Below are 22566 nucleotides of genomic sequence, written 5' to 3'. Positions count from 1 at the left end.
TGACGATGCAGCAGATGTTCGACACCGTCCTCGTCGCCAACCGGGGCGAGATCGCGGTCCGCGTCATCCGCACCCTGCGGGCGCTCGGCGTCCGCTCGGTCGCGGTGTACAGCGACGCCGACGCCGACGCCCGGCACGTGCGGGAGGCGGACACGGCGGTACGGATCGGGCCCGCGCCGGCCTCGGAGTCGTACCTCTCCGTCCCCGCCCTGCTCGACGCGGCCCGCCGCACCAGCGCGCAGGCCGTCCACCCCGGCTACGGCTTCCTCGCGGAGAACGCGGCCTTCGCGCGCGCCTGCGCCGAGGCGGGGCTCGTCTTCATCGGCCCCTCCGCCGAGGCGATCGCGCTGATGGGCGACAAGATCCGGGCGAAGGAGACCGTGAAGGCGGCCGGGGTGCCGGTCGTGCCGGGCGACGCCGACCCCCGGGTGGCCGAGGCCGCCCGCGAGATGGGCCCGCCCGTCCTGCTGAAGCCCAGCGCGGGCGGCGGCGGCAAGGGCATGCGCCTGGTGCGGGACCTGGCGGTCCTGGACGACGAGATCGCGGCGGCCCGCCGCGAGGCGCGGGCCTCCTTCGGCGACGACACGCTCCTCGTCGAGCGGTGGATCGACCGGCCCCGGCACATCGAGATCCAGGTCCTGGCGGACGCCCACGGGAACGTGGTGCACCTCGGCGAGCGCGAGTGCTCGCTCCAGCGCCGCCACCAGAAGATCATCGAGGAGGCCCCGAGCGTCCTCCTCGACGGGGCGACCCGGGCGGCGATGGGCGCGGCGGCCGTGGAGGCCGCCCGGTCCTGCGGCTACGTCGGCGCGGGCACGGTCGAGTTCATCGTCCCGGGCGGCGACCCGTCCCAGTACTACTTCATGGAGATGAACACCCGCCTCCAGGTCGAGCACCCGGTCACGGAACTGGTCACCGGCCTGGACCTGGTGGAGTGGCAGCTGCGGGTGGCGGCCGGCGAGCCGCTCTCCTTCGGCCAGGACGACGTCCGCCTCGACGGGTGGGCGGTCGAGGCCCGGATCTGCGCCGAGGACCCCTCCCGCGGCTTCCTGCCGTCCGGCGGCACGGTCCTCGCGCTGCACGAGCCCGCGGGCGACGGCGTGCGCACCGACTCCGGGCTCCTGGAGGGCTCCGAGGTCTCCTCCCTCTACGACCCGATGCTGTCGAAGGTCATCGTCCACGCGAAGGACCGCCCGACGGCCCTGCGCAAGCTCCGCGCGGCCCTGGCGGAGCTCACCACCCTCGGCGTCCCCACCAACGCGGGCTTCCTGCGCAGGCTCCTCGCCCACCCGGACGTGGTCTCGGGCGCGATGGACACCGGCCTGGTGGAGCGGGACGCGGAGAGCCTGGTCCCGGCCGGCGTGCCGGACGAGGTGTACGCGGCGGCCGCGGCCGTCCGGAGCGCGGGGCTCGCGGCCGAACCGCGCGGCGGCTGGACGGACCCCTTCGACGTGCCGAGCGGCTGGCGCCTCGGCGGCACGCCGAAGCCGCTCGCCTTCCCCCTCCGGGCGGCGGGACTCGAACCCGTCACGGTCGGGGCACCCGGCGGCGCGCGCGTGACGGACCGCTCGGTCACCGTCACCGTCGACGGCGTCACCCACGCCTTCCGCCGGGCCGGCGCCTGGCTCGGCCGGGACGGCGACTCCTGGCACGTCGTGGACCACGACCCGGTGGCCGCCGCGCTCTCCGGCGCCCGGCACGGCGGGGCGGACACCCTCGCCGCGCCGATGCCCGGCACCGTCACCGTGGTGAAGGTGGCGGTCGGGGACGAGGTGGAGGCGGGACAGAGCCTGCTCGTCGTCGAGGCGATGAAGATGGAGCACGTCATCTCCGCCCCGCACGCCGGCACCGTCACCGAACTGGACGTCACGCCCGGCACGACCGTCGCCATGGACCAGGTCCTGGCCGTCGTCACCCCCCGCGAGGAGGCCCCGGAATGACCGGCCTGCCCATGACCGTCCCCGACCCCTCCCTGCCCGCCCGGGTCCGGATCCACGAGGTCGGCCCCCGGGACGGACTGCAGAACGAGAAGACGGCCGTCCCGACCGGGGTGAAGGCGGAGTTCATCCGCCGGCTCGCCGCCGCCGGGCTCTCCACCGTCGAGGCGACCAGCTTCGTGCACCCGAAGTGGGTGCCCCAGCTGGCCGACGCCGAGACGCTGTTCCCGCTCGTCAACGGCCTTCCCGTACGCCTCCCGGTCCTGGTGCCGAACGAGCGCGGACTCGACCGGGCGCTCGCCCTCGGCGCCCGCGAGGTCGCCGTCTTCGCCTCCGCCACCGAGTCCTTCGCGAAGGCCAACCTCAACCGGACCGTCGACGAGGCGCTCGCCATGTTCGAGCCGGTCGTCATCCGGGCCATAGAGGCCGGCCTCAAGGTCCGCGGCTACCTGTCGATGTGCTTCGGCGACCCCTGGGAGGGCGCCGTCCCCGTGGGGCAGGTCGTCCGCGTCACCAAGGCGCTCGCCGACATGGGCTGCGACGAGCTGAGCCTCGGCGACACCATCGGCGTCGCCACCCCCGGGCACGTACAGGCGCTCCTGACGGCCCTGAACGGGGCCGGGGTCCCCACCTCCCGCCTCGCCGTGCACTTCCACGACACCTACGGGCAGGCGCTCTCCAACACGCTGGCCGCGCTGCGGCACGGCGTGACCACCGTGGACGCCTCCGCGGGCGGCCTCGGCGGCTGCCCCTACGCCAAGTCCGCCACCGGCAACCTCGCCACCGAGGACCTGGTGTGGATGCTCGACGGCCTCGGCATCGAGACCGGGGTCGACCTGGCCGCCCTCACCGCCACGAGCGGGTGGATGGCCGAACAGCTGGGCCGCCCGAGCCCGTCCCGTACCGTCCGCGCCCTCTCCCACAAGGAGTGACGAAAGACATGTCCCTCGACCACCGGCTCTCCGCGGAGCACGAGGAACTGCGCCGCACCGTCGAACAGTTCGCCCACGACGTGGTGGCGCCGAAGATCGGCGACTACTACGAGCGGCACGAGTTCCCGTACGAGATCGTCGCCGAGATGGGCCGGATGGGCCTCTTCGGCCTGCCCTTCCCCGAGGAGTACGGCGGCATGGGCGGCGACTACCTCGCCCTCGGCATCGCCCTGGAGGAGCTGGCCCGCGTCGACTCCTCCGTCGCGATCACCCTGGAGGCGGGCGTCTCGCTCGGCGCCATGCCGCTGCACCTCTTCGGCACCGAGGAGCAGAAGCGCGCCTGGCTGCCGAAGCTGTGCGCGGGCGAGATGCTCGGCGCCTTCGGCCTGACCGAGCCGGGCGCCGGCTCGGACGCGGGCGGCACCCGCACGACGGCGGTCCGCGACGGCGACCAGTGGGTCGTCAACGGCTCGAAGTGCTTCATCACCAACTCCGGCACGGACATCACCGGCCTGGTGACGGTCACCGCGGTCACCGGCCGCAAGCCCGACGGCCGCCCGCTGATCTCCTCGATCATCGTCCCCTCCGGGACCCCCGGCTTCACCGTCGCCGCCCCCTACTCCAAGGTCGGCTGGAACGCCTCGGACACCCGCGAGCTCTCCTTCGACGACGTCCGCGTCCCGGTGGAGAACCTCCTCGGCGAGGAGGGCCGCGGCTACGCCCAGTTCCTCCGGATCCTCGACGAGGGCCGCGTCGCCATCGCCGCGCTGGCCACGGGCCTCGCCCAGGGCTGTGTCGACGAGTCGGTGAAGTACGCGAAGGAACGCCACGCCTTCGGCCGCGCGATCGGCGACAACCAGGCCATCCAGTTCAAGATCGCCGACATGGAGACGCGCGCCCACATGGCCCGCATCGGCTGGCGCGACGCCGCCTCCCGCCTGGTCCTGGGCGAGCCCTTCAAGAAGGAGGCGGCGATCGCGAAGCTGTACTCCTCCACGGTGGCCGTCGACAACGCCCGCGAGGCCACCCAGATCCACGGCGGCTACGGCTTCATGAACGAGTACCCGGTGGCCCGCATGTGGCGCGACTCCAAGATCCTGGAGATCGGCGAGGGCACCAGCGAGGTCCAGCGCATGCTGATCGCCCGCGAGCTGGGCTTCTCCTCGTAGCGGGGCCCGGACAGATGTGAGCCCCGGCGGAGGACCGTACTCCGCCGGGGCTCACACCGGTTCAGGGGGTCAGGCGAACCGCGCGATCGGGTTCACCAGGTCGCCGACGAGCTGGAGGGCGCCCGAGGGGTCCGCCAGGTCGACCATCTGCTTGTTGTTGCGCAGCTGGAGGCGGTTGAGCGCGGAGAGCGCGAAGGTCTCCGCGAACATGTCGTACTGCGCGAAGCGGTCCGCCAGTTCCGGCTTCGACTCCTGGTAGCCCTTCACGCACTCCGCGACCGTCCGCCAGAAGACGTCCTCGCCGACGACGCCCTCCGCCGCCAGGGTCGCCCCCAGGAAGCGGAAGAAGCAGTCGAAGACGTCCGTGAAGACGGACAGCAGCTTCATGTCCTCGGGGACGTCGGCGCGGATCCGCTCCACCGCCGGCGGCAGGACCGCGTGCGGGTCCATGACGCAGATCTCCTCGGCGATGTCCTTGAAGATCGCCCGGTCGACCGCGCCCCGCTCGTCCAGGACCAGGATCACGTTCTCGCCGTGCGGCATGTAGACCAGGTCATAGGCGTAGAAGCAGTGCAGGACCGGCAGGAGGTACGCGTCGAGGTACTTCCGCAGCCAGGCCTCCGGCGCCAGGCCGGACTGCTCGACCAGCGCGCCCGCGAAGGACGCGCCCGCGTGGTCGACGTGCAGCAGCGAGGCCATCGTCGCGAGCCGCTCGCCCCCGGCCAGCCGCTCCACCGGCGACTCGCGCCACAGCGCGGCCAGCATCTTGCGGTAGGGCGAGTAGCGGTCGGTGGCGGCCTCGTACTCCAGGTGCCGGTAGCCGGCCGCCGCCCGCTCGCGGATGATCGAGAAGCGGGCCGCCTTGAGGACGGAGTCCGACTCGATCAGCTGCGCCAGCCAGTCGTTGATGGCCGGCGTGGCCTCCATGTAGGCGGCCGAGAGGCCGCGCATGAAGCCCATGTTGAGGACCGACAGGGCGGTCTTCACGTAGTGCTTGGCCGGGTCGGCGGTGTTGAAGAAGGTACGGATCGACTGCTGCGCCAGGTAGGCGTCCTCGCCCTCGCCGAGGTACACCAGGCGCTGCTGCGCGACCTCGGCGGCGAAGGTCACCGACAGCTTGTTCCACCACTGCCAGGGGTGGGCCGGCATGAGGAGGTAGTCGGCCGGGTCCAGGCCGCGCGCGGTGAGGATCCCGGCGAAGCGGTCCACGGCCGCGTCGCCGAGCTCGGCGCGGATGAAGGTCTCGTACTCGATGCCCGCGCCGGCCGTGAAGGCGGCCCGGTCGCGGCGGGCGGCCAGCCACACGAGGTGGATGGGGCTCGCGGCCTCGGGGGCGTAGGCGCGGTACTCGTCGACGCCGAAGCCGAGGCGGCCGTTGTTGGCGACGAAGCAGGGGTGGCCCTCGGTCATCCCGGTCTCGACGGCCTGGAAGTCCGCGCGGGCCAGCTCGGCGGCGGGCACCTGCGGCTTGGTCGCCTTGTAGGCGGTGCCGGCCAGGGTGGAGGAGATCTCCTCCAGGTAGACGGGGAGGATCTCGTCGCTCAGGCCGAGCGCGCCGCGCAGTTCGGTGATGAACTGGAGGGCGTCCAGCGGCAGCTGCTCGTCGCCGCGGTGCCGGCTGATCGACTCGGGGTAGACCTGCCAGTGGTCGAGGGCGAAGCGGTCCGCCGTGAAGCGGTACTCGGTGGCGCCGTCGTCGGCGATCACCCGGTAGCGGGACTCGCCCAGCTCCTGCGGGTCGAGCAGCCGCTCGTGGGCGAACTCGGCGAGGCCCTTGCGGATCAGCGCGCGGTTGGCGTCCGCCCAGCGCTCGGGCGTGAGGTGCGCGACCGGGTCGGTGACGTCCAGGCGGCTCATATCGCGGCTCCGACGGCGGTCTCGAACTGGGCGCGGGTGCAGAAGCTCAGCAGGGCTTCCTTCTCCGGCTTCCGGACGGGGCGGTCGGGCACGAAGCCGACGGCCTCGTTGAGCGCGTGGACGGCGGTGTTGCGGACGTCGGGCTCGACGACCACGCGGGCGGTCGCCGGGTCGGCGAACAGCTCCCGCATCACGGCGGTGATCACCAGGCGGGTGAAGCCGTGCACCGGGGTGTCGGTGGGGGCGACGAGGAAGTGCATGCCGACGTCGCCGGGGAGCGGCTCGTAGAGCCCGACCAGCTCGACCCGCGCGGGGTCGTACCGCTCCATGAGGAAGGCGGGCTCGCCGTCGACGAGGCCGAGGAAGGCGTCGTGGTGCGGGTGGGCGGCGATCTCCATGTAGGCGCGTTCGACGTCCTGGAGCCTGGCGTCCTGCATCATCCAGAAGGCGGCCTTGGGGTGGGTGACCCAGGGGTGGATCAGCTCCGCGTCCTTGAGGGGGTCGAGGGGGCGGATCTCGACGACGGCGGTGGCGTGGGCGGTCATACGGCGAACTCCTGGAACGCGATGGTCTTCTCGACGGGGTAGTACTCGGACCCCAGCATCTGCCCGATGATGTAGGCGTTGCGGTACGCCCCCATGCCCAGGTCGGGCGAGGTGATCGAGTGGGTGTGGACGCCGGCGTTCTGGAGGAAGACCTCGCGGCCCGTGGTGTCGACGGCGTAGTTGCGGGCGACGTCGAAGCGGCCCTGCCCGTCGAAGCGCAGGCGGTCCCTCAGCGGCTCCAGGAAGGCGGGGACGGCGTACTTGTAGCCGGTGGCGAGGACCAGGCCCTCGGTCTCGATCTCGTACTCCTTCTCCTGCTCCTCCTGGCGGAAGCCGAGGGTGTAGGTGCCGGCCGTCTCGTCGTACGAGGCGGTGTGCAGCGCGGAGTTGGTGAGGAGCCGGGTGGGGACGGGGCCCGCGAAGTTCTTCTGGTAGAGCAGGTCGAAGATGGCGTCGATGAGGTCGCCGTTGATGCCCTTGAAGAGGCCCTTCTGCTGGGTCTCCAGGCGGTAGCGGGTCTCCTCGGGGAGCGCGTGGAAGTAGTCCACGTACTCGGGGGAGGTCATCTCCAGGGTGAGCTTGGTGTACTCCAGCGGGAAGAAGCGCGGGGAGCGGGTCACCCAGTTGAGCTTGTAGCCGTGGACGTCGATCTCCGACAGGAGGTCGTGGTAGATCTCGGCGGCGGACTGGCCGCTGCCGACGATCGTGATCGACTTCTTGCGCTGGAGGGCTTCCTTGTTCGGCACGTAGCGCGAGTTGTGGATGAGGTCGCCGCCCAGCTCCCGGCAGGAGTCGGGGAGGTACGCCGGGGTGCCGGTGCCGAGGACGATCCGGCGGGCCAGGAACGTTTCTCCGGCTTCGGTGGTGACGACGTACACCTCGCCGGCCTCGTCGTAGGCGACCGAGGAGACGGTGGTGGAGAAGCGGATCGAGGTGACCTTGTCCGCCGCCCAGCGGCAGTAGTCGTTGTACTCGGCGCGCAGCGGGTAGAAGTTCTCGCGGATGTAGAACGAGTACAGCCGGCCCTTCTCCTTCAGGTAGTTCAGGAAGGAGTACGGCGAGGTCGGGTCGGCGAGGGTGACCAGGTCCGACATGAACGGCGTCTGGAGGTGGGCGCCTTCGAGGAACATCCCCGAGTGCCACTCGAAGTCCGGCTTGGACTCCAGGAAGAGGCCGTTCAGTTCGGCGATGGGCTCGGTCAGGCAGGCGAGGCCCAGGTTGAAGGGACCGAGCCCGATGCCGATGAAGTCGTGGATCCCGGCGTTCTCAGGCGTGGACAAGGTTCTCTCCCAGGTACTGCTCGGCGTGGCCGGCGATCAGATCGAGGACGGCGGCGATGTCGGCGACCGTGGTCTCGGGGTTGAGCAAGGTGAACTTGAGGTACTGGCGGCCGTCGACCTTGGTGCCGGCGACGACGGCCTCGCCCGAGGCGAAGAGCGCCTTGCGGGCGTAGAGGTTGGCGCGGTCGATCTCGGCGGGCGAGGTGACGGCCTCGGGGACGTAGCGGTAGACGAGGGTGGACAGCTGCGGCTCCACGACCACGTCGTAGCGGGGGTCGGCGGCGAGCAGGTCGTGGCCGGCGGCGGCCAGGTCGCAGACCTCGTCGAAGAGCTCGCCGACGCCGTCCGCGCCCATGACGCGCAGGGTCATCCACAGCTTGAGGGCGTCGAAGCGGCGGGTGGTCTGGAGCGACTTGTCCACCTGGTTGGGGATCTGCTCGGCCACCGTCCGGCGCGGGTTGAGGTAGTCCGCGTGGTAGGTGGCGTGGCGCAGGGCGGCCCGGTCGCGGACCAGCACGGCGGAGGAACTGACCGGCTGGAAGAAGGACTTGTGGTAGTCGACGGTGACCGAGTCGGCGCGCTCGATGCCGTCGAGGAGGTGGCGGCGCTTGAGCGAGGCGAGCAGTCCGCAGCCGTAGGCGGCGTCGACGTGCATCCAGGCGCCGTACTCCTCGGCGAGGGCGGCGATCTCGGGCAGCGGGTCGATCGAGCCGAAGTCGGTGGTGCCGGCGGTGGCGACGATGGCCATCGGGACGAGGCCCTCGGCGCGGCAGGTCTCCAGCTCGGCGGCGAGGACGACGGACTGCATCCGCTTGTTCTTGTCGACCGGGATCGAGATGACCGACTCGCGGCCGAGGCCGAGGAGGGTGGCCGACTTCTGGACGGAGAAGTGGCTGCACTCGGAGGAGAAGATCCGGAGCTTCGACAGGTCGGCGGTGCCGGCCTCCTCGCGGGCGAGCAGCAGCGCCTGGAGGTTGGACTGGGTGCCGCCGCTGGTGAAGATGCCGTCGGCGAGCGGGCCGAGGCCGATGCGGGCGGCGGTCCAGTCGATGAGCTTGCGCTCGATGAGGGTGCCGCCGGCGGACTGGTCCCAGGTGTCCAGCGAGGAGTTGACCGCCGAGAGGACGGCCTCGCCGAGGACGGCGGGGATGACGACCGGGCAGTTGAGGTGGCCGAGGTAGCGCGGGTGGTGGAAGTAGACCGCGTCGCGGAGGTAGACGTCCTCCAGCTCGTCGAGGGCGGCGGAGGCGTCACCGAGGGGACGGTCGAGGTCCACGGCGTCGATCACGGGCGCCAGTTCGGCGGGCGTGACGCCGGTGAACGGGCCGCGCGTCGTGGCGAGTTTCCTCGCCACCCGCTCGACTCCTTCGGTGACGGAGCGTCGGTAGCTCTCCGCCGTCGTGTCGTTGAGCAGGTGCGAACGCATGTGGGGGGCCCTTCCGGGACGAGGGACGCGGAATACGCAGCCGTGGATGCTTAAGTAAGGTTAGCCTAACCTAATTTGATACGACAACGGCCCCCCAACCGGTGAAGATCGAGGGGCCGTGCGGCAAAGGGCCGGAGCGCGAAGCTACTTCGCGGGGGCGTCCTGGGCCGCGTCCTGCGCCGCCTCGTCCGGGACCTCGCGCAGCGCGTCCTCCGACAGGCCCTTGCGCCAGTAGCCCACGAAGGTCACCCGGCGGCGGTCGAGCCCGCGCTCGCGCACGAAGTGCCGCCGCAGCGCCTTCACCGCGCCGGACTCGCCGGCGATCCACACGTACGGCGACTCGCCGGGCAGCTCCGCGCCCGCGACCGCCTCCAGGCCGGAGGGCGCGCCCTCCTCCCGCACGAGCCAGGTGACGGTGGCGTCCGCCTCCGTCGACAGCTCCGTCCGGTCGCCGGAGTACGGCACTTCGAGGAAGACCCGCGCGCGGGTCTCGGCCGGCAGCCACTCCAGGATCGCGGAGGCGGCGGGCAGCGCCGTCTCGTCCGCCCAGATCAGCACCGAGTCGGCGCCCTCCGGCAGCCGGAAGCGGACACCGGTGTTGTCGGCGACCGCCGGACCGAGCACGACCACCCGGTCGCCGGGCTTCGCGTGCTGCGCCCAGCGGCAGGCCGGGCCGCCGTCCTCGTGGACGGCGAAGTCGATGTCGACTTCCCGGGGTTCGGCGCGCTGCTCGCGGACGGTGTACGAGCGCATCACGGCCCGGACGTCGTCGGGCATGGCCCGCCAGGCGCCGAGGATCGCGTACATGTCCGGATTGTCCAGCGGCGGCAGGACGGGCGCCTCCTGGCCGGGGTGCGGCAGGAAGAGCGAGAGCGACTGGTCGCGCCCGCCGGCGGCGAAGCCCTTGAGGTCCTCCCCGGTGAAGGTGACGCGGACCAGCGACGGGCCGAGCCGCCGCGTCCGGTCGACCTGGAGGGAGAAGAACTGGAACGGGGCGGTCTCGGCGTTCGTCATCGGGTCAGGACACCTTCTTCGCGTTCTCCAGGGCGGTGGCCAGGTCCTCCAGGAGCGGGGCGCACTTGGCGTAGGAGTAGACGGGCTCGGTCACGCGCGGGAAGACCTGGCCGGCCTTGACCGCGGGCAGCGCGGCCCAGGTCGGCTTGGCCTTCAGCTGCTCCGGCTGCAGGGTGCCGGTGCGGTTGTCGAGGAGGATGACGTCGGCCTCGTAGGCGTCGACGTTCTCCCAGCTGAGGAGCTCGAACCAGCCGGACGGGTCCAGCTTCTTCGGGGTGACGATGTTGAGGCCCAGCTCCTGGAAGAAGAGCGTGTCGGTGGGGCGGACCGGGGTGGAGACGTAGAAGGTGTCCGGGGCGCCGGAGCCGATGAGGACCTTGATGTCCTTCTTGCCCTGGGCGACCTTGCGCAGGCGCTCGGCGGCGGCCTCGAAGCGGGCCTTGTCCTTCTTGACCTGCTCGCCGTTCACGTCGGCGCCGAGGGAGGCGGCCAGGTCGGCGTGGCGCTGGAGGACGGACGGCATCGACTTGCCGGCGGCCCACAGGGCGACGCTGGGAGCGATCTTCAGGATCTTGGCCTTCTGCTCCTCCGGCACGTACCAGAGGGCGTCCTTCTCCCACATGTCGGTGATGAGGACCTCGGGCTGGAGCTTGAGGTACTCCTCGATGTTGAACTCGCCCCAGACGTTGCCGATGACCTTGACCTTGGTGATGTCGAGGTCGCCCGCCTGGACGTCCGGCTTCTTCTCCTTGGTCTTCGGGTCCTCGACGTAGGTCGGGCCGAAGACGCCGGTGACCTCGACGCCGAAGTCCTTGAGGGCGGCGGCCGTGCCGGTGAAGGCGACGATGTTCTTCGGGACCGCCTCGGTCTTCACGGTCTGGCCGCGGTCGTCCTTGAACTCCCAGGACCCGGACTTGGCGGAGGCGGAGGAAGAGGGGCCCGCGTCCTTCTTGTCGCCGTCGCCACAGGCGGCGAGCACGGCGCCGAGCCCGAGGGCGCCGCCCGCGGCGAGGATGCCGCGGCGGGTGAGGGAGGTGGCTCGGGCGTTGCTGGGCATGGCGAGGTCGCTTTCGATACGTGCCGGGGTCGGCCTGGGCAAGTCGGTGTGAGGTTAGCCTAACCTCACACCGATCAACAGATCCGGGCCCCCGAGGGCTGGGTCACATCGCGGCCACCGCGCGTGCGGCCGCCCCACCCGGGGTCAAAGTCTGGACCAATAACCCCGTTCAGACCGATGATCATGCGGCGCCTGCCCGATTTCGGGCAGGATTCTTGCGGGAAGCCGGGGGTACCCCTCAGTATTCATGGGTGCTCGAACGCCGCCCGACCCACGACGACCTCCTCGACCACCTGGTCCGGAGCACCGCGCTCCAGCGCGGTGAGGCCGCCCGGGTGGTGCTCGACGTGCTGGCGTACTTCGACGAGACGACCGAGGAGTTCGTCCGCCGCCGCCACCGCGAGCTGCAGTCCGGCGGAGCGGTGAACGCGGAGATCTTCGAGCGGATCTCGGCCGAACTGCCGCACCGGGCCGTCGCGCCGCCGGAGCTCTCGCTCCGGCAGCTGCGCCGGATCGTCTACGGCTAGTCCGGCCCCGTCCGGTCCGGCACCGTCCGGACCGGACACCACCATCACCCATCGGAGGGGTTTCCTTTATGTGCGGAATTGTCGGTTACATCGGTAAGCGCGACGTGGCGCCGCTGCTCCTGGAGGGCCTGGCCCGCCTGGAGTACCGCGGTTACGACTCCGCCGGCCTCGTCATCAACAGCCCGAAGAGCGCGGCGCTGAAGATGGTCAAGGCCAAGGGCCGGGTCCGTGACCTGGAAGCCCGCGTCCCCAAGCGCTTCTCCGGCACCACCGGCATCGCGCACACCCGCTGGGCCACCCACGGCGCCCCCAGCGACCACAACTCGCACCCCCACCTGGACCCCGAGAACAAGGTCGCGGTCGTCCACAACGGCATCGTCGACAACGCCCAGGAGCTCCGCGCCAAGCTGGAGGCCGACGGCGTCGTCTTCGCCTCCGAGACGGACACCGAGGTCATCACCCACCTCATCGCCCGTTCCCAGGCCGAGTCCCTGGAGGACAAGGTCCGCGACGCGCTCAAGGTCATCGAGGGCACCTACGGCATCGCCGTGATGCACGCCGACTTCAACGACCGCATCGTCGTCGCCCGCAACGGCTCGCCGGTCATCCTCGGCATCGGCGAGAAGGAGATGCTGGTCGCCTCCGACGTGGCCGCGCTCATCGCCCACACCCGCCAGGTCGTCACCCTCGACGACGGCGAGATGGCCACCCTCAAGGCCGACGACTTCCGCACCTACACGGTCGCGGGCGCCTCCACCACGGCGACCCCCGAGACCGTCGAGTGGGAGGCCGCCTCCTACGACATGGGCGGCCACGACACGTACATGCACAAGGAGATCTCCGAGCAGCCCGACGCGGTCGACCGCGTGCTGCGCGGCCGGATCGACGACCGCTTCTCCACCGTGCACCTCGGCGGCCTCAACCTCGACCCGCGCGAGGCCCGCACCATCCGCCGCATCAAGATCCTCGGCTGCGGCACCTCGTACCACGCCGGCATGATCGGCGCCTCCCTCATCGAGGGCATGGCCCGCATCCCGGCCGACGCCGAGCCGGCCTCCGAGTTCCGCTACCGCAACCCGGTCGTGGACCCCGACACGCTGTACATCGCCGTCTCCCAGTCCGGCGAGACCTACGACGTGCTGGCCGCCGTCCAGGAGCTCAAGCGCAAGGGCGCCCGCGTCCTCGGCGTGGTCAACGTGGTCGGCTCCGCCATCGCCCGCGAGGCCGACGGCGGCGTCTACGTCCACGCGGGACCCGAGGTCTGCGTCGTCTCCACCAAGTGCTTCACCAACACGGTGGTCGCCTTCGCGCTCCTCGCCCTCCACCTCGGCCGCATCCGCGACCTGTCCGTCACCGACGGCAAGCGGATCATCGAGGGCCTGCGCAAGCTGCCCTCGCAGATCGAGGAGATCCTCAAGGACGAGGAGGAGATCAAGCGCCTCGCCGCCGAGTACGCCGGTGCCGCGTCGATGATGTTCATCGGCCGCGTCCGGGGCTACCCGGTCGCCCTGGAGGCCTCCCTCAAGCTGAAGGAGATCTCCTACATCCACGCCGAGGCGTACCCGGCCTCCGAGCTGAAGCACGGCCCGCTCGCCCTCATCGAGCCGGCCCTGCCGACGGTCGCGATCGTCCCGGACGACGACCTGCTGGAGAAGAACCGCGCCGCCCTGGAGGAGATCAAGGCCCGTTCCGGCCGCATCCTCGCGGTCGCGCACCAGCCGCAGGAGAAGGCCGACCACACCATCGTGGTCCCGAAGAACGAGGACGAGCTCGACCCGATCCTCATGGGCATCCCGCTCCAGCTCTTCGCCTACCACACCGCCCTCGCCATGGGCCGCGACATCGACAAGCCGCGCAACCTGGCCAAGTCCGTCACGGTCGAGTAGTCGCCCGGCGGGCCTGTCACCCGCCGCACGACGCCACGGCCCCGGGCCTGTCCCCCGGAGCCGTACGCCGGGCCTGTCCCCCGGCGGAACCGACCGGACACGAAGAACGGCCCCCGCGCTTCCCAGGAGCGCGGGGGCCGTTCTGCCGTGTGCCCCTCCGTTACGCCGCTGCCGCCGTGCCGCCCCGGCTCGCGCGCCCCAGGGCCGTCGGCCAGCCCGCCACGGCCGCCGTGGCGCCGTACCAGGCGGCGAGGCCCGCCAGGGCCGCCACCCAGCCGCCCGCCTTGCCGAGGCCCTCGTTGCCCGCCAGCGCGGCGATGCCCGAGAGCAGCAGCGCGACGAACAGCAGGCCGTACACGCCCTGCCCGAAGACCCCGCCGCCCGAGGCGGCCAGCGTCAGCGTGAGCGCCAGCAGCGCCCACAGGAGCAGGAAGAGACCGGCCGCGTCCGCCGAGCCCCCGCCGCCCACTCCGGTCCCCCAGGTGAACCAGAAGGCGCCGAGCGCCGCGAAGGCCGTGCCGTCGCCGGTGCTGCCCGCGCGCAGGGCGAGCAGACCGACCAGGAAGAGCGCCACGCCGCCGACCCAGGTGGCGAGGCCCGCGGCATCGGCTGCCGCGACGTTGTCGATCACACCGGTGCCGCCCAGGCCGAAGGCCAGGAGGGTCAGTCCGAGTGCGAGGTTTCCGAGAGTGGAGGTGCCGTTCCCCGACGCGACGTCCTTGTTCACGTGGGGCTCCCTTCGAACGAGCGGTGATGCCGCGTGAGCTGCTGTGTTCCGGTGCTCTTTAACTACCCTTCACAAGCGCACAAATCACCTGAGGCGGGCAGAAATTATCGCCACGGAAAGGGAGTTGAGGAAGGGTCAGGTGATACGAGGGGATCCGGCGGTCCGATGGCGCCGGGGGCTACGGGATGACGATCACGGGCCGCTGCGCGCGCCGCGCGAGCCGGCCCGCCACCGAGCCGAAGATCCGGCCGACGATCCCGTGCGTCGAGCCGACCACGATCGCGTCGGCCGAGTACTCCCGGCCGACCTCCTCCAGCTCGTGACAGATGTCCCCGCCGCGCTCCACCAGGATCCACGGCACCTCGGAGAGGTGCTCCGCGCAGGCCAGCTCCAGGCCGAGGACCTCGGTGCGGTGGTCCGGGACGTCGACGAAGACCGGCGGCTCGCAGCCCGCCCACACGGTGGTGGGGAGCCGGTTCGCCACGTGCACGATGATCAGACCGGAGCCGGAGCGCCGGGCCATGCCGATGGCGTACGCCAGGGCGCGCTCACTGGACGTGGAGCCGTCGAAGCCGACGACCACCCCGTGCCGGAAGGCCGGGTCGCAGGCGTGGCGTGGCTGTTCCACCGCGAGGGGGTCGACCGTGGAGTCGGCGACGCGCTTGCGGTCCGCGGGTTCGGGATATTCGTGACCGGCCATCGGTGTCTCGGCTAGGGAAGTCCTCGTGGGAAGGGACGGTGGAGGGGAGCGGAACAACGGGTGGCGGCGGAGCTGTGTCCGGGAATCATCTTCCCAAGCCCATACCCCCAAGGGTACGGCGACACTCCTCTCCTGCCCAGAGCCCGCCGTGCCACACCCGGCGTGCGCACCGCCCGTGCGCGGCGCGGCGCGCGCGGTGTCCTCCGGAGGATGCACGAAGGATTCACCATCTGGCAATGCCGGATGTGCCCTACAGGCGTCCCTCCCCGGCCGCCCCCCGGCCGCCTCCCACCGGCCTTCCCGCCCTCGTCCCCGCCGCCGCGAGGGCCGAACGGGCGTCGCCCGGAGTGACCGGAACGTTCCGTTCCTCGTTCCCCACAGGTCCGGATCACCGCCGCAGGGAGACCGCCCGTGCCCGCACCGCTCACCCCCGCCTCCGCCGCGACCGCCGCCTCCGTCCCCGCCGTCCGCTCCCGCCGCCGCGCCCGGGTCCCGGGCCCCTCGGCGCCCCTGGCCCCGGGGGCGGGCGGACGCCCGGCCGGGCCGGGCGCGGGCACGGAGCCGGGGCCGGCGGCGGGAGCGGGGGCGGGGCCGGCGGGAGCGCTCGGGGACCCGGCCGGCGACGTGGTCCGCTGGGCGGTGTTCTGCTGCGCCCTCGTCCCGCTGGTGCTCCTCGCCTTCGGGACCTCGCTGGGCGGGGCCGGCGGGACCGCGCTCGGACTCGCCTCCGTGACGGCCGCGTGCCGGCTGCTGCTGCGCCGCGCGGAACGGGGGCTGCGCGCCGAGGGCGCCGGGGGCTCCGGAAGCCGCCGCCGGGGCTGAGAGGACGCCAGGGACCCCCGTCGAGTTGACAGGTTCGCACAGCCGATCCCATATGTTTTCAGCCAACTTGAAGTTCCTGGCGCGTCCCTGCCGAAACGGTACGCCAGCCCTTCCCCGATCCCCCGGAAAAGCCCCGCCCCCAGGGGCCGCACCCTACGCGTACGGCCACTTCTCCCCCACCGGGGCCCTTCCGGGGGCCGTCCGGCCGGACACCCGCCGATCGATCGCTTCACGCCAAGTGGCCTTGTCGACAATGTGCCGGATCGAGAACTTGTCACGCCGGCGGCACGGGACACAGGTAGATTCGATCATGGGTACCGAAGACTGGGGTCTCGTGCAAAACCGAGGGGAAACGTGGCACAGCGACACGACCAGGGAGACGCGAACACCGAGGGGGGCTTAGCGTCATGAGCCAGGACTCCGCCGCACCGGAGGTCGCACGGAAGCTGTCCGGGCGCCGCCGTCGCGAAGTCGTCGCGGTGCTGCTGTTCAGCGGCGGCCCCATCTTCGAGAGCTCCATCCCGCTCTCCGTGTTCGGCATCGACCGGCAGGACGCCGGGGTGCCCCGCTACCGGCTGCTCGTCTGCGCCGGCGAGGAGGGCCCCCTGCGGACCACGGGCGGGCTCGAACTCACCGCGCCGTACGGCCTGGAGGCGATCGGACGCGCGGGGACGGTCGTCGTCCCCGCCTGGCGCTCGATCACCTCGCCGCCGCCGCCGGAAGCGCTCGAAGCGCTCCGCAGGGCGCACGAGGAAGGGGCCAGGATCGTCGGCCTGTGCACCGGGGCGTTCGTCCTCGCCGCGGCCGGCCTGCTCGACGGCCGCCCGGCGACCACGCACTGGATGTACGCGCCGACGCTCGCCAAGCGCTACCCGTCGGTCCACGTGGACCCGCGGGAGCTCTTCGTCGACGACGGGGACGTGCTGACCTCCGCCGGCACCGCGGCCGGAATCGATCTGTGTCTGCACATCGTGCGGACCGACCACGGCACCGAGGCCGCCGGAGCGCTCGCGCGCCGGCTGGTCGTCCCGCCGCGGCGCAGCGGCGGTCAGGAGCGCTACCTCGACAGGTCTTTACCCGAGGAGATCGGCTCCGACCCGCTCGCCGAGGTCGTGGCCTGGGCGCTGGAGCACCTCCACGAGCAGTTCGACGTGGAGACCCTGGCCGCCCGCGCGTACATGTCGCGGCGGACCTTCGACCGCCGCTTCCGCTCGCTGACCGGCTCCGCGCCGCTCCAGTGGCTGATCACCCAGCGGGTGCTCCAGGCGCAGCGGCTCCTGGAGACCTCGGACTACTCGGTGGACGAGGTCGCGGGCCGCTGCGGCTTCCGCTCGCCGGTGGCGCTGCGCGGCCACTTCCGGCGGCAGCTCGGCTCCTCGCCGGCCGCCTACCGGGCGGCGTACCGGGCCCGGCGGCCCCAGGGCGAGCCGGTCACGGCCGTCCTGGACCCGGTGGTGCCCGCGCAGGTGGGGGCGGGGATCCGCCGCCCCGGCGGCCCCCTGGAGCCGGGCAAGCCTCCGGGCGACGCCTACTCGCCGGGCCGCGCCGCCCTGCCCGGCCAGCGCAGCGCGCCCTAGCGGCGGCGGACGGCGACAGGACCCGTGCCGCCACGAGCGGCGCGACGCGGTGACCGGCGGGCGCCCGGGGGGCCACCTCCCCCGGGCGCCCGTCGGCATGTCCACGGGCGCCCGCGGGCGCCTGTTCCCCACTCTTCCCGCCTAAGGTAGGACGCATGAACGATCGCATGGTGTGGATCGACTGCGAGATGACCGGGCTCTCGCTGACGGACGACGCACTCATCGAGGTGGCCGCGCTGGTCACCGACTCGGAACTGAACGTGCTCGGCGAAGGCGTGGACATCGTGATCCGCCCGCCGGACCGTGCCCTGGAGACCATGCCGGAGATCGTGCGCCAGATGCACACGGCCTCGGGACTGCTCGACGCGCTGCCCGGCGGGACCACGCTGGCCGACGCGGAGGCGCAGGTCCTGGCGTACATCCGCGAGCACGTGAAGGAGCCCGGCAAGGCGCCGCTGTGCGGGAACTCGGTCTCCACGGACCGCGGCTTCCTCGCCCGGGACATGCCCGCGCTGGAGGGGCACCTGCACTACCGGATCGTCGATGTGTCCTCGGTCAAGGAGCTGGCGCGCCGCTGGTACCCGAGGGCGTACTTCAACAGTCCGGAGAAGAACGGCAACCACCGGGCGCTCGCCGACATCCGCGAGTCCATCGCCGAGCTGCGCTACTACCGCGAGGCGGTCTTCGTCCCGCGGCCCGGTCCCGACTCGGAGACCGCGCGGGAGATCGCGGCCCGCCACGTCGTCCCGGCGGAGTAACCGCCCCCGGAGGGGCCCGCTCGCGCACCCGGGGAAAACGTGTGCGCGAGCACCCCCCGGAACCCTGTAGACTTCTTCTCGGCCGGTCGGGGAAACCTTCGGGAAAACCGCCGGTCATGGTGGGTATAGCTCAGCTGGTAGAGCACCTGGTTGTGGTCCAGGATGTCGCGGGTTCGAGTCCCGTTACTCACCCTGAAGGCCGAGGCCCCGGTTCGGAAGAACCGGGGCCTCGGTCGTTTCCGCGTTCCCCCTAGGCGCAGGTGAGGACGGCCGGGGGCGGGTTGGCGCCGGTCCAGGAGGCGTTGAAGCCGAAGGTGGCGGAGCCGCCGGCCGGGACCGTGCCGTTGTACGAGAGGTTCGCCGCCGTCACGGTGGTGCCGGTCTGGGTGACGGTGGCGTTCCACGCCTGGGCGACCCGCTGGCCCGCCGGGTACTCCCAGACGACCTTCCAGCCGGTCAGCGGGGCGGTGCCGGTGTTGCGGACGGTGACCTGGCCGGTGAAGCCGCCGCCCCACTGGCTCTGCACCGTGTACGCGGCGGCGCAGCCCGCCGGGCCCGGGGGCGTGACCGGGGCGAGGGCCCCGGCGATCCCGGCGTACGCGGGCTTCGGGTTCAGGTTCTCGTCGTACGGGGTGGCCGCGCCCTCGCCCGGGAAGAAGTCCGGGATCCAGGAGTCGGAGTCGGTGAAGCCCCAGACGGTGACGCCCGCGCAGCGGGCGACGGCCAGGCAGGCACGGGTCACGGCCGCGTAGTCCGCCTTCTGCCGGTCGAGCTTCGCGTCGGTGGCGGGCAGGGTCATGCGGACGTCGAGCTCGGTGATCGCCACGTCGACGCCGAGGTCGGAGAAGCGGCGGAGGTTGGCCTCCAGGGTGGAGGGGACCTGGCCGAGGATCAGGTGGGCCTGGAAGCCGACCCCGTCGACCGGCACGCCCTGCGCGAGCAGCCGCTCGACCAGGGCGTACATGCCGTCGCTCTTCGCGCCGATGCCGTCGGTGGAGTAGTCGTTCAGGTAGAGCTCCGCGGCCGGGTCGGCGGCCCGGGCGGCCCGGAAGGCGTCGGCGATGTAGGACTCGCCGAGGGTGGCGCCGAAGACGGACCGCCGGAGGGTGCCGTCCTCGTTCAGGGGTTCGTTGACGACGTCCCAGTGGTCGACGCGCCCCTTGTAGCGGCTCACCTCGGTGGTGACGTGGTCGGTCATGACCGTGCGGAGGGCGTCGGGGGTCCAGGTGCCGTTCTCGACCCAGGAGGGCAGCTGGCTGTGCCAGACCAGGGTGTGGCCGCGGACCTCCTGCCCGTGGGCCTCGGCGAAGTCGACGACCCGGTCGGCGCCGGCCCAGGAGAACTGGCCCCGGACGGGCTCGACGGAGCCCCACTTCATCTCGTTGCCGGGGGTGACGGAGCCGAACTGGGCGGCGGCGGTGTCGGCGTACCCGCCGGTCAGCTTCCCGCCGGTGACGGCGGTGCCGAGGTAGATCCCCCGGGCTTCGGCGAGGTCCCGCAGCGGGGCGTCGGCGGCCGGGGCCGGTCCGGCCCCGGCGAGGGCGAGGACGGCGGCGAGGAGCGCCGCGCCGGCGGTCAGGCGGCGGAACACGTGGCACCTCCAAGGGTGAAGGCGGCGGGTGCCGGGTTGGTGCCGGTCCAGCCGCCGGTGAAGCCGAAGGAGGCGGAGCCGCCGGGGGCGACCGTGCCGTTCCAGCCGGCGTTCTTCGCGGTGACGGCGGTGCCGGTCTGGGCCGGGGCGGCGTTCCACATCTGGCCGACGGTCTGGCCGGCGGCGAAGGTCCAGCCGAGGGTCCAGCCGTTCCAGGCGGTGGTGGAGGTGTTGGTCACGGTGACGTCGGCCTGGAAGCCGCCCTGCCACTGGTTGGTGATCTTGTACGCGACCTTGCAGGCGCCGGCCGGCGGGGTGCCGGGACCGGTGCCGCCGTCGTCCCCGCCGCCGGTCTCGCTCGTGTCGCCGTAGACGATGCCGCGCCCGTTGGTGGCGACGTACACCCGGCCGTAGACGCGCGGGTCGCCGGTGATGGTGGCGCCGGTCCAGCCCCACTGGTGGGCGTCGTCGTTGACCCGGACCCAGGTGGCGCCGGCGTCGGTGGAGCGGAAGACGCCGCGGACGCCGCCGATCTTCGCGCTGGAGTAGAGCGCCGGGTAGGAGGCGTTCGGGGCGGCCTTGCCGAAGCCGATGGCGTCGGCCTGGTCGACGCCGGAGACCTTCGTGAAGGTGGCGCCGCCGTCGGTGGAGTGCCACAGGCCGTACGCGGCGTCGGGGGCGCCGCCCGCGAGCCAGACGTCGCCCTTCTTGCCGGGGACGGCCTTGAAGCGGACGTTGCCCTTGGCGGGCAGGCCGGTGGCCTTCGCGGTGAAGGTGAGGCCGCCGTCGGCGGAGGCGTAGAAGGTGCCGTCCTTGAAGCCGTAGAAGGTCTTCGGGTCGACCCGGTCGGACTCGACGGTGGCGCCGGCCGGGATGCCGGCCGAGGCCGTCCAGGAGGTGCCGTGGCCGGTGGCCGCGTGGACGCCTGCGGTGCCCTCGGGGCTCCAGACGAAGCGGCCTCCGTCGGCGGCCGCGGCGACCGTGCCGCCGCCGGTGACGCCCGCGGGCTCCTGCCCGGCGAACCAGTTCGCGCCGTTGTCGGTGGAGAAGGCGACCCGGGGGCCGCCGTCGAGGTGGCCGGAGCGGACCAGGACGTCCGGCTTCGTCTCGGCGTAGTCGAGGCTGGTGGTGGAGGTGAAGTTCGGGGAGGTGAACATCATCGGCGGGACGGCGCCGAGGTCGGTGTGGCGGAAGCCGCCGACGTCGCCGAGGGCGCTGATCAGCGGGGCGCCGGAGGGCGGCGAGACCAGGTCGAGGACGGCGGTCTCCTCCAGGCCCTTCACCATCGGCCGGATGGTGAAGTTCGTGTTCGCGTCCCACTTCGTGAGCTCGGTGGTGCCGTAGACGGTGGCGCCCGTGCCGTACAGCATCCGGTTCGAGTCGAAGGGGTCGATCTCCAGGGCCTCGGTCATCCAGCCGAGCTTGGGGGCCTGCTCGGGCGGGGCGGGGTTGCCGCCCCAGGTCAGCCACGGCACCGAGGAGACGTCCATGGTGTAGCGGTTGGAGCGGGTGGGGTAGGAGAAGTAGTCCCACGCCTTGGTCCAGGTGGAGCCGGAGTCGGTGGTGCGGAAGATCTGGGTGTCGGGCCACCAGGAGCTGTAGGCGGAGACCATGACCGTGCCGGGGCGCTGCCGGTCGACGGTGAGGCCGCTGAAGCCGTGGTAGGTGTCGGCCTCGGCGACGGGGCTGATGTCCTTCCACTCGCCGGTGGCGGTGGCGTACCGGTAGACCCTGCCCTTGCCGCCGTCGTACGGGCCCGCGGTGTCGCTGTACGCGAGGTAGAGGTAGCCGTTCTCGGCGTCGAGGACGCCCTTGTGGGCGAGGTAGCCGGTGGGCTGGCCGGCCAGGCGGGTCCAGGTGGCGCCCGCGTCGGTGGAGCGGTAGACGGCGTTCTCCTTGTCGCCGACGCCGACGTAGATCGTCTTCGTGGCGGTCGCGCCGGTGCCGGTTCCGGTGCCGGTGGACTCGTCGAAGGTGACCCAGACGATGCCCTGCTCGTCGGAGTTGTAGCCGCTGGTGTCGGTGGGGTCCTGCTGGTAGCCGCCGGGGTTGGTGAAGGAGGTGACCTTCGCCCAGGTGGCGCCGGAGTCGGTGGAGCGCCACAGGCCGTTGCCGCTGGGGGCGCCGAGGTAGAGGATCCGGTTGTCGTGCGGGTCGACGGCGAGGCGCTCGCCCATGCCGCGGCCCGGCATGTTGCCGCCGAGCTTGAAGGGGAGGTCGGCGCGCCGCCAGGTGGCGCCCCGGTCGGCGGAGCGCAGGACGGCGCCCGTGCCGGGGTCCCAGTCGTTGGTGTAGGTGCCGACGGCGGCGTACACCCTGTCGGGGTCGGCGGTGTCGGAGGCGAGCGAGACGACGCCGGTGTGGCCCCAGTCGTCCCAGCCGATGTGGTCGAGGAGCGGGACCCAGGCGGAGCCGGCCTGGTCCCAGCGGTAGGCGCCGCCGATGTCGGTGCGGGCGTAGAGGAGGTTCTTCTCGGTCCGGTTGAAGACCAGGCCGGGCACGAAGCCGCCGCCGTCGACGCGGACGTTCTTCCAGGTGTACGAGGCCGCCGCCTGGGTCCGGGCCGCGGCCGGGGCCGGGGCCGGTTCGGCAGCGCCGGCGGGGAGGGCGCCCGCGAGGAGCCCGGCCGTGAGGGCCAGCCCCGCGAGTCCGGCGAGGAGTCGTGGTCTGCGCATGGGTATCCCGTCGGGAAGTGAAGTATGGGAGCGCTCCCACTATCCGAGTCCTGTCAGAACACGGTCAATACACGGGACCCGTCGAA

General features: G+C 72.1%; 18 protein-coding genes and 1 tRNA gene. 9 read left to right on the top strand and 10 right to left on the bottom strand.

From position 1 onward, the window contains the following. Window positions 1-14 precede the first annotated feature (14 nt). The 3 genes from ACF1ED_RS24590 to ACF1ED_RS24580 are packed head-to-tail and all read left to right on the top strand — an operon-like array spanning window position 15 to window position 4038. Window positions 15-1940, top strand: a complete 1926-nt coding sequence (locus ACF1ED_RS24590; protein ID WP_391764052.1) for a biotin carboxylase N-terminal domain-containing protein — start codon at window positions 15-17, stop codon at window positions 1938-1940. Further along, window positions 1937-2869: a hydroxymethylglutaryl-CoA lyase gene (locus ACF1ED_RS24585; protein ID WP_391763863.1), complete on the top strand. Its 933-nt coding sequence runs from the start codon at window positions 1937-1939 to the stop codon at window positions 2867-2869. The genes ACF1ED_RS24590 and ACF1ED_RS24585 overlap by 4 nt, the downstream gene beginning before the upstream one ends. Window positions 2870-2877: 8 nt before the next feature. Next, window positions 2878-4038: an acyl-CoA dehydrogenase family protein gene (locus ACF1ED_RS24580; RefSeq protein WP_391763861.1), complete on the top strand. Its 1161-nt coding sequence runs from the start codon at window positions 2878-2880 to the stop codon at window positions 4036-4038. Between the two features lie 69 nt (window positions 4039-4107). Here the strand turns inward: ACF1ED_RS24580 and ACF1ED_RS24575 are convergent, their stop codons facing one another. The 6 genes from ACF1ED_RS24575 to ACF1ED_RS24550 all read right to left on the bottom strand — a co-directional run bounded on the left by ACF1ED_RS24575 (window position 4108) and on the right by ACF1ED_RS24550 (window position 11217). Beyond that, window positions 4108-5895: an IucA/IucC family protein gene (locus ACF1ED_RS24575; RefSeq protein WP_391763859.1), complete on the bottom strand. Its 1788-nt coding sequence runs from the start codon at window positions 5893-5895 to the stop codon at window positions 4108-4110. After that, window positions 5892-6440, bottom strand: coding sequence for a GNAT family N-acetyltransferase (locus tag ACF1ED_RS24570; protein ID WP_391763857.1), 549 nt, complete (start codon window positions 6438-6440; stop codon window positions 5892-5894). Before ACF1ED_RS24570 ends, ACF1ED_RS24575 begins: the two co-directional genes overlap by 4 nt. Then, window positions 6437-7720, bottom strand: coding sequence for a lysine N(6)-hydroxylase/L-ornithine N(5)-oxygenase family protein (locus tag ACF1ED_RS24565; protein WP_391763855.1), 1284 nt, complete (start codon window positions 7718-7720; stop codon window positions 6437-6439). Before ACF1ED_RS24565 ends, ACF1ED_RS24570 begins: the two co-directional genes overlap by 4 nt. Further along, complete coding sequence (locus tag ACF1ED_RS24560) at window positions 7707-9146, bottom strand: pyridoxal phosphate-dependent decarboxylase family protein (protein WP_391763853.1); 1440 nt, start codon at window positions 9144-9146, stop codon at window positions 7707-7709. Before ACF1ED_RS24560 ends, ACF1ED_RS24565 begins: the two co-directional genes overlap by 14 nt. 144 nt (window positions 9147-9290) lie before the next feature. Beyond that, window positions 9291-10160, bottom strand: coding sequence for a siderophore-interacting protein (locus tag ACF1ED_RS24555; protein WP_391763851.1), 870 nt, complete (start codon window positions 10158-10160; stop codon window positions 9291-9293). Window positions 10161-10164: 4 nt separating this feature from the next. Beyond that, window positions 10165-11217: an ABC transporter substrate-binding protein gene (locus ACF1ED_RS24550; RefSeq protein ID WP_391763849.1), complete on the bottom strand. Its 1053-nt coding sequence runs from the start codon at window positions 11215-11217 to the stop codon at window positions 10165-10167. 251 nt (window positions 11218-11468) lie between these two features. On the opposite strand from ACF1ED_RS24550, the gene ACF1ED_RS24545 reads away from it, so the two are divergent. Next, a complete protein-coding gene (locus ACF1ED_RS24545) occupies window positions 11469-11744 on the top strand; it encodes a hypothetical protein (protein ID WP_391763847.1) in 276 nt (91 codons plus the stop codon). Between the two features lie 68 nt (window positions 11745-11812). After that, the gene (glmS, locus tag ACF1ED_RS24540; protein WP_391763845.1) at window positions 11813-13630 is read left to right on the top strand and encodes a glutamine--fructose-6-phosphate transaminase (isomerizing); all 1818 of its coding nucleotides are present in this window, start codon (window positions 11813-11815) and stop codon (window positions 13628-13630) included. A 160-nt stretch (window positions 13631-13790) separates the two neighbouring features. On the opposite strand, the gene ACF1ED_RS24535 is transcribed toward glmS, so the two are convergent. Both ACF1ED_RS24535 and ACF1ED_RS24530 read right to left on the bottom strand, forming a co-directional pair. Further along, window positions 13791-14357 (bottom strand): GPR1/FUN34/YaaH family transporter, encoded by a 567-nt coding sequence (locus ACF1ED_RS24535; protein WP_391763843.1) that lies wholly within the window; start codon window positions 14355-14357, stop codon window positions 13791-13793. Window positions 14358-14535: 178 nt separating this feature from the next. After that, entirely contained in the window at window positions 14536-15057 is a 522-nt protein-coding gene (locus tag ACF1ED_RS24530; protein ID WP_043224232.1) for a universal stress protein, read from the bottom strand. A gap of 411 nt (window positions 15058-15468) precedes the next feature. Here ACF1ED_RS24530 and ACF1ED_RS24525 point away from each other — a divergent pair, with 411 nt between their 5' ends. From ACF1ED_RS24525 to ACF1ED_RS24510, 4 genes are all read left to right on the top strand, one after another. Then, window positions 15469-15879 carry a hypothetical protein gene (locus tag ACF1ED_RS24525; RefSeq protein ID WP_391763841.1) on the top strand — a complete coding sequence of 137 codons (411 nt, stop codon included), beginning with the start codon at window positions 15469-15471 and terminating at the stop codon, window positions 15877-15879. A gap of 407 nt (window positions 15880-16286) precedes the next feature. Beyond that, window positions 16287-17456, top strand: a complete 1170-nt coding sequence (locus ACF1ED_RS24520; RefSeq protein WP_391763840.1) for a helix-turn-helix domain-containing protein — start codon at window positions 16287-16289, stop codon at window positions 17454-17456. 155 nt (window positions 17457-17611) lie between these two features. Further along, window positions 17612-18214 carry an oligoribonuclease gene (gene orn / locus ACF1ED_RS24515; protein ID WP_391763838.1) on the top strand — a complete coding sequence of 201 codons (603 nt, stop codon included), beginning with the start codon at window positions 17612-17614 and terminating at the stop codon, window positions 18212-18214. A 119-nt stretch (window positions 18215-18333) separates the two neighbouring features. Beyond that, a tRNA-His gene (locus ACF1ED_RS24510) sits at window positions 18334-18406 on the top strand. A gap of 58 nt (window positions 18407-18464) precedes the next feature. On the opposite strand, the gene ACF1ED_RS24505 is transcribed toward ACF1ED_RS24510, so the two are convergent. Both ACF1ED_RS24505 and ACF1ED_RS24500 read right to left on the bottom strand, forming a co-directional pair. Beyond that, window positions 18465-19805 carry an endo-1,4-beta-xylanase gene (locus ACF1ED_RS24505; RefSeq protein ID WP_391763836.1) on the bottom strand — a complete coding sequence of 447 codons (1341 nt, stop codon included), beginning with the start codon at window positions 19803-19805 and terminating at the stop codon, window positions 18465-18467. Next, window positions 19790-22480, bottom strand: a complete 2691-nt coding sequence (locus ACF1ED_RS24500; protein WP_391763834.1) for a cellulose binding domain-containing protein — start codon at window positions 22478-22480, stop codon at window positions 19790-19792. Before ACF1ED_RS24500 ends, ACF1ED_RS24505 begins: the two co-directional genes overlap by 16 nt. Window positions 22481-22566 lie beyond the last annotated feature (86 nt).

Source organism: Streptomyces sp. NPDC014656, from assembly GCF_043084305.1.
In the GTDB taxonomy this organism is placed as follows: Bacteria; Actinomycetota; Actinomycetes; order Streptomycetales; family Streptomycetaceae; genus Streptomyces.
The sequence above is the reverse complement of the archived record's forward strand: the minus strand, read 5'-3'. Positions and strand labels throughout refer to the sequence as shown.

Excerpts from the sequence above, each read along its gene's own strand:
- ACF1ED_RS24575 (WP_391763859.1), bottom strand. The coding sequence starts at position 5,895 with ATGAGCCGCCTGGACGTCACCGACCCGGTCGCGCACCTCACGCCCGAG.
- ACF1ED_RS24550 (WP_391763849.1), bottom strand. The coding sequence starts at position 11,217 with ATGCCCAGCAACGCCCGAGCCACCTCCCTCACCCGCCGCGGCATCCTC.
- glmS (WP_391763845.1), top strand. The coding sequence starts at position 11,813 with ATGTGCGGAATTGTCGGTTACATCGGTAAGCGCGACGTGGCGCCGCTG.
- ACF1ED_RS24585 (WP_391763863.1), top strand. The coding sequence starts at position 1,937 with ATGACCGGCCTGCCCATGACCGTCCCCGACCCCTCCCTGCCCGCCCGG.
- ACF1ED_RS24520 (WP_391763840.1), top strand. The coding sequence starts at position 16,287 with ATGAGCCAGGACTCCGCCGCACCGGAGGTCGCACGGAAGCTGTCCGGG.
- ACF1ED_RS24570 (WP_391763857.1), bottom strand. The coding sequence starts at position 6,440 with ATGACCGCCCACGCCACCGCCGTCGTCGAGATCCGCCCCCTCGACCCC.
- ACF1ED_RS24555 (WP_391763851.1), bottom strand. The coding sequence starts at position 10,160 with ATGACGAACGCCGAGACCGCCCCGTTCCAGTTCTTCTCCCTCCAGGTC.
- ACF1ED_RS24500 (WP_391763834.1), bottom strand. The coding sequence starts at position 22,480 with ATGCGCAGACCACGACTCCTCGCCGGACTCGCGGGGCTGGCCCTCACG.
- ACF1ED_RS24590 (WP_391764052.1), top strand. The coding sequence starts at position 15 with ATGTTCGACACCGTCCTCGTCGCCAACCGGGGCGAGATCGCGGTCCGC.
- ACF1ED_RS24560 (WP_391763853.1), bottom strand. The coding sequence starts at position 9,146 with ATGCGTTCGCACCTGCTCAACGACACGACGGCGGAGAGCTACCGACGC.
- orn (WP_391763838.1), top strand. The coding sequence starts at position 17,612 with ATGAACGATCGCATGGTGTGGATCGACTGCGAGATGACCGGGCTCTCG.
- ACF1ED_RS24580 (WP_391763861.1), top strand. The coding sequence starts at position 2,878 with ATGTCCCTCGACCACCGGCTCTCCGCGGAGCACGAGGAACTGCGCCGC.
- ACF1ED_RS24530 (WP_043224232.1), bottom strand. The coding sequence starts at position 15,057 with ATGGCCGGTCACGAATATCCCGAACCCGCGGACCGCAAGCGCGTCGCC.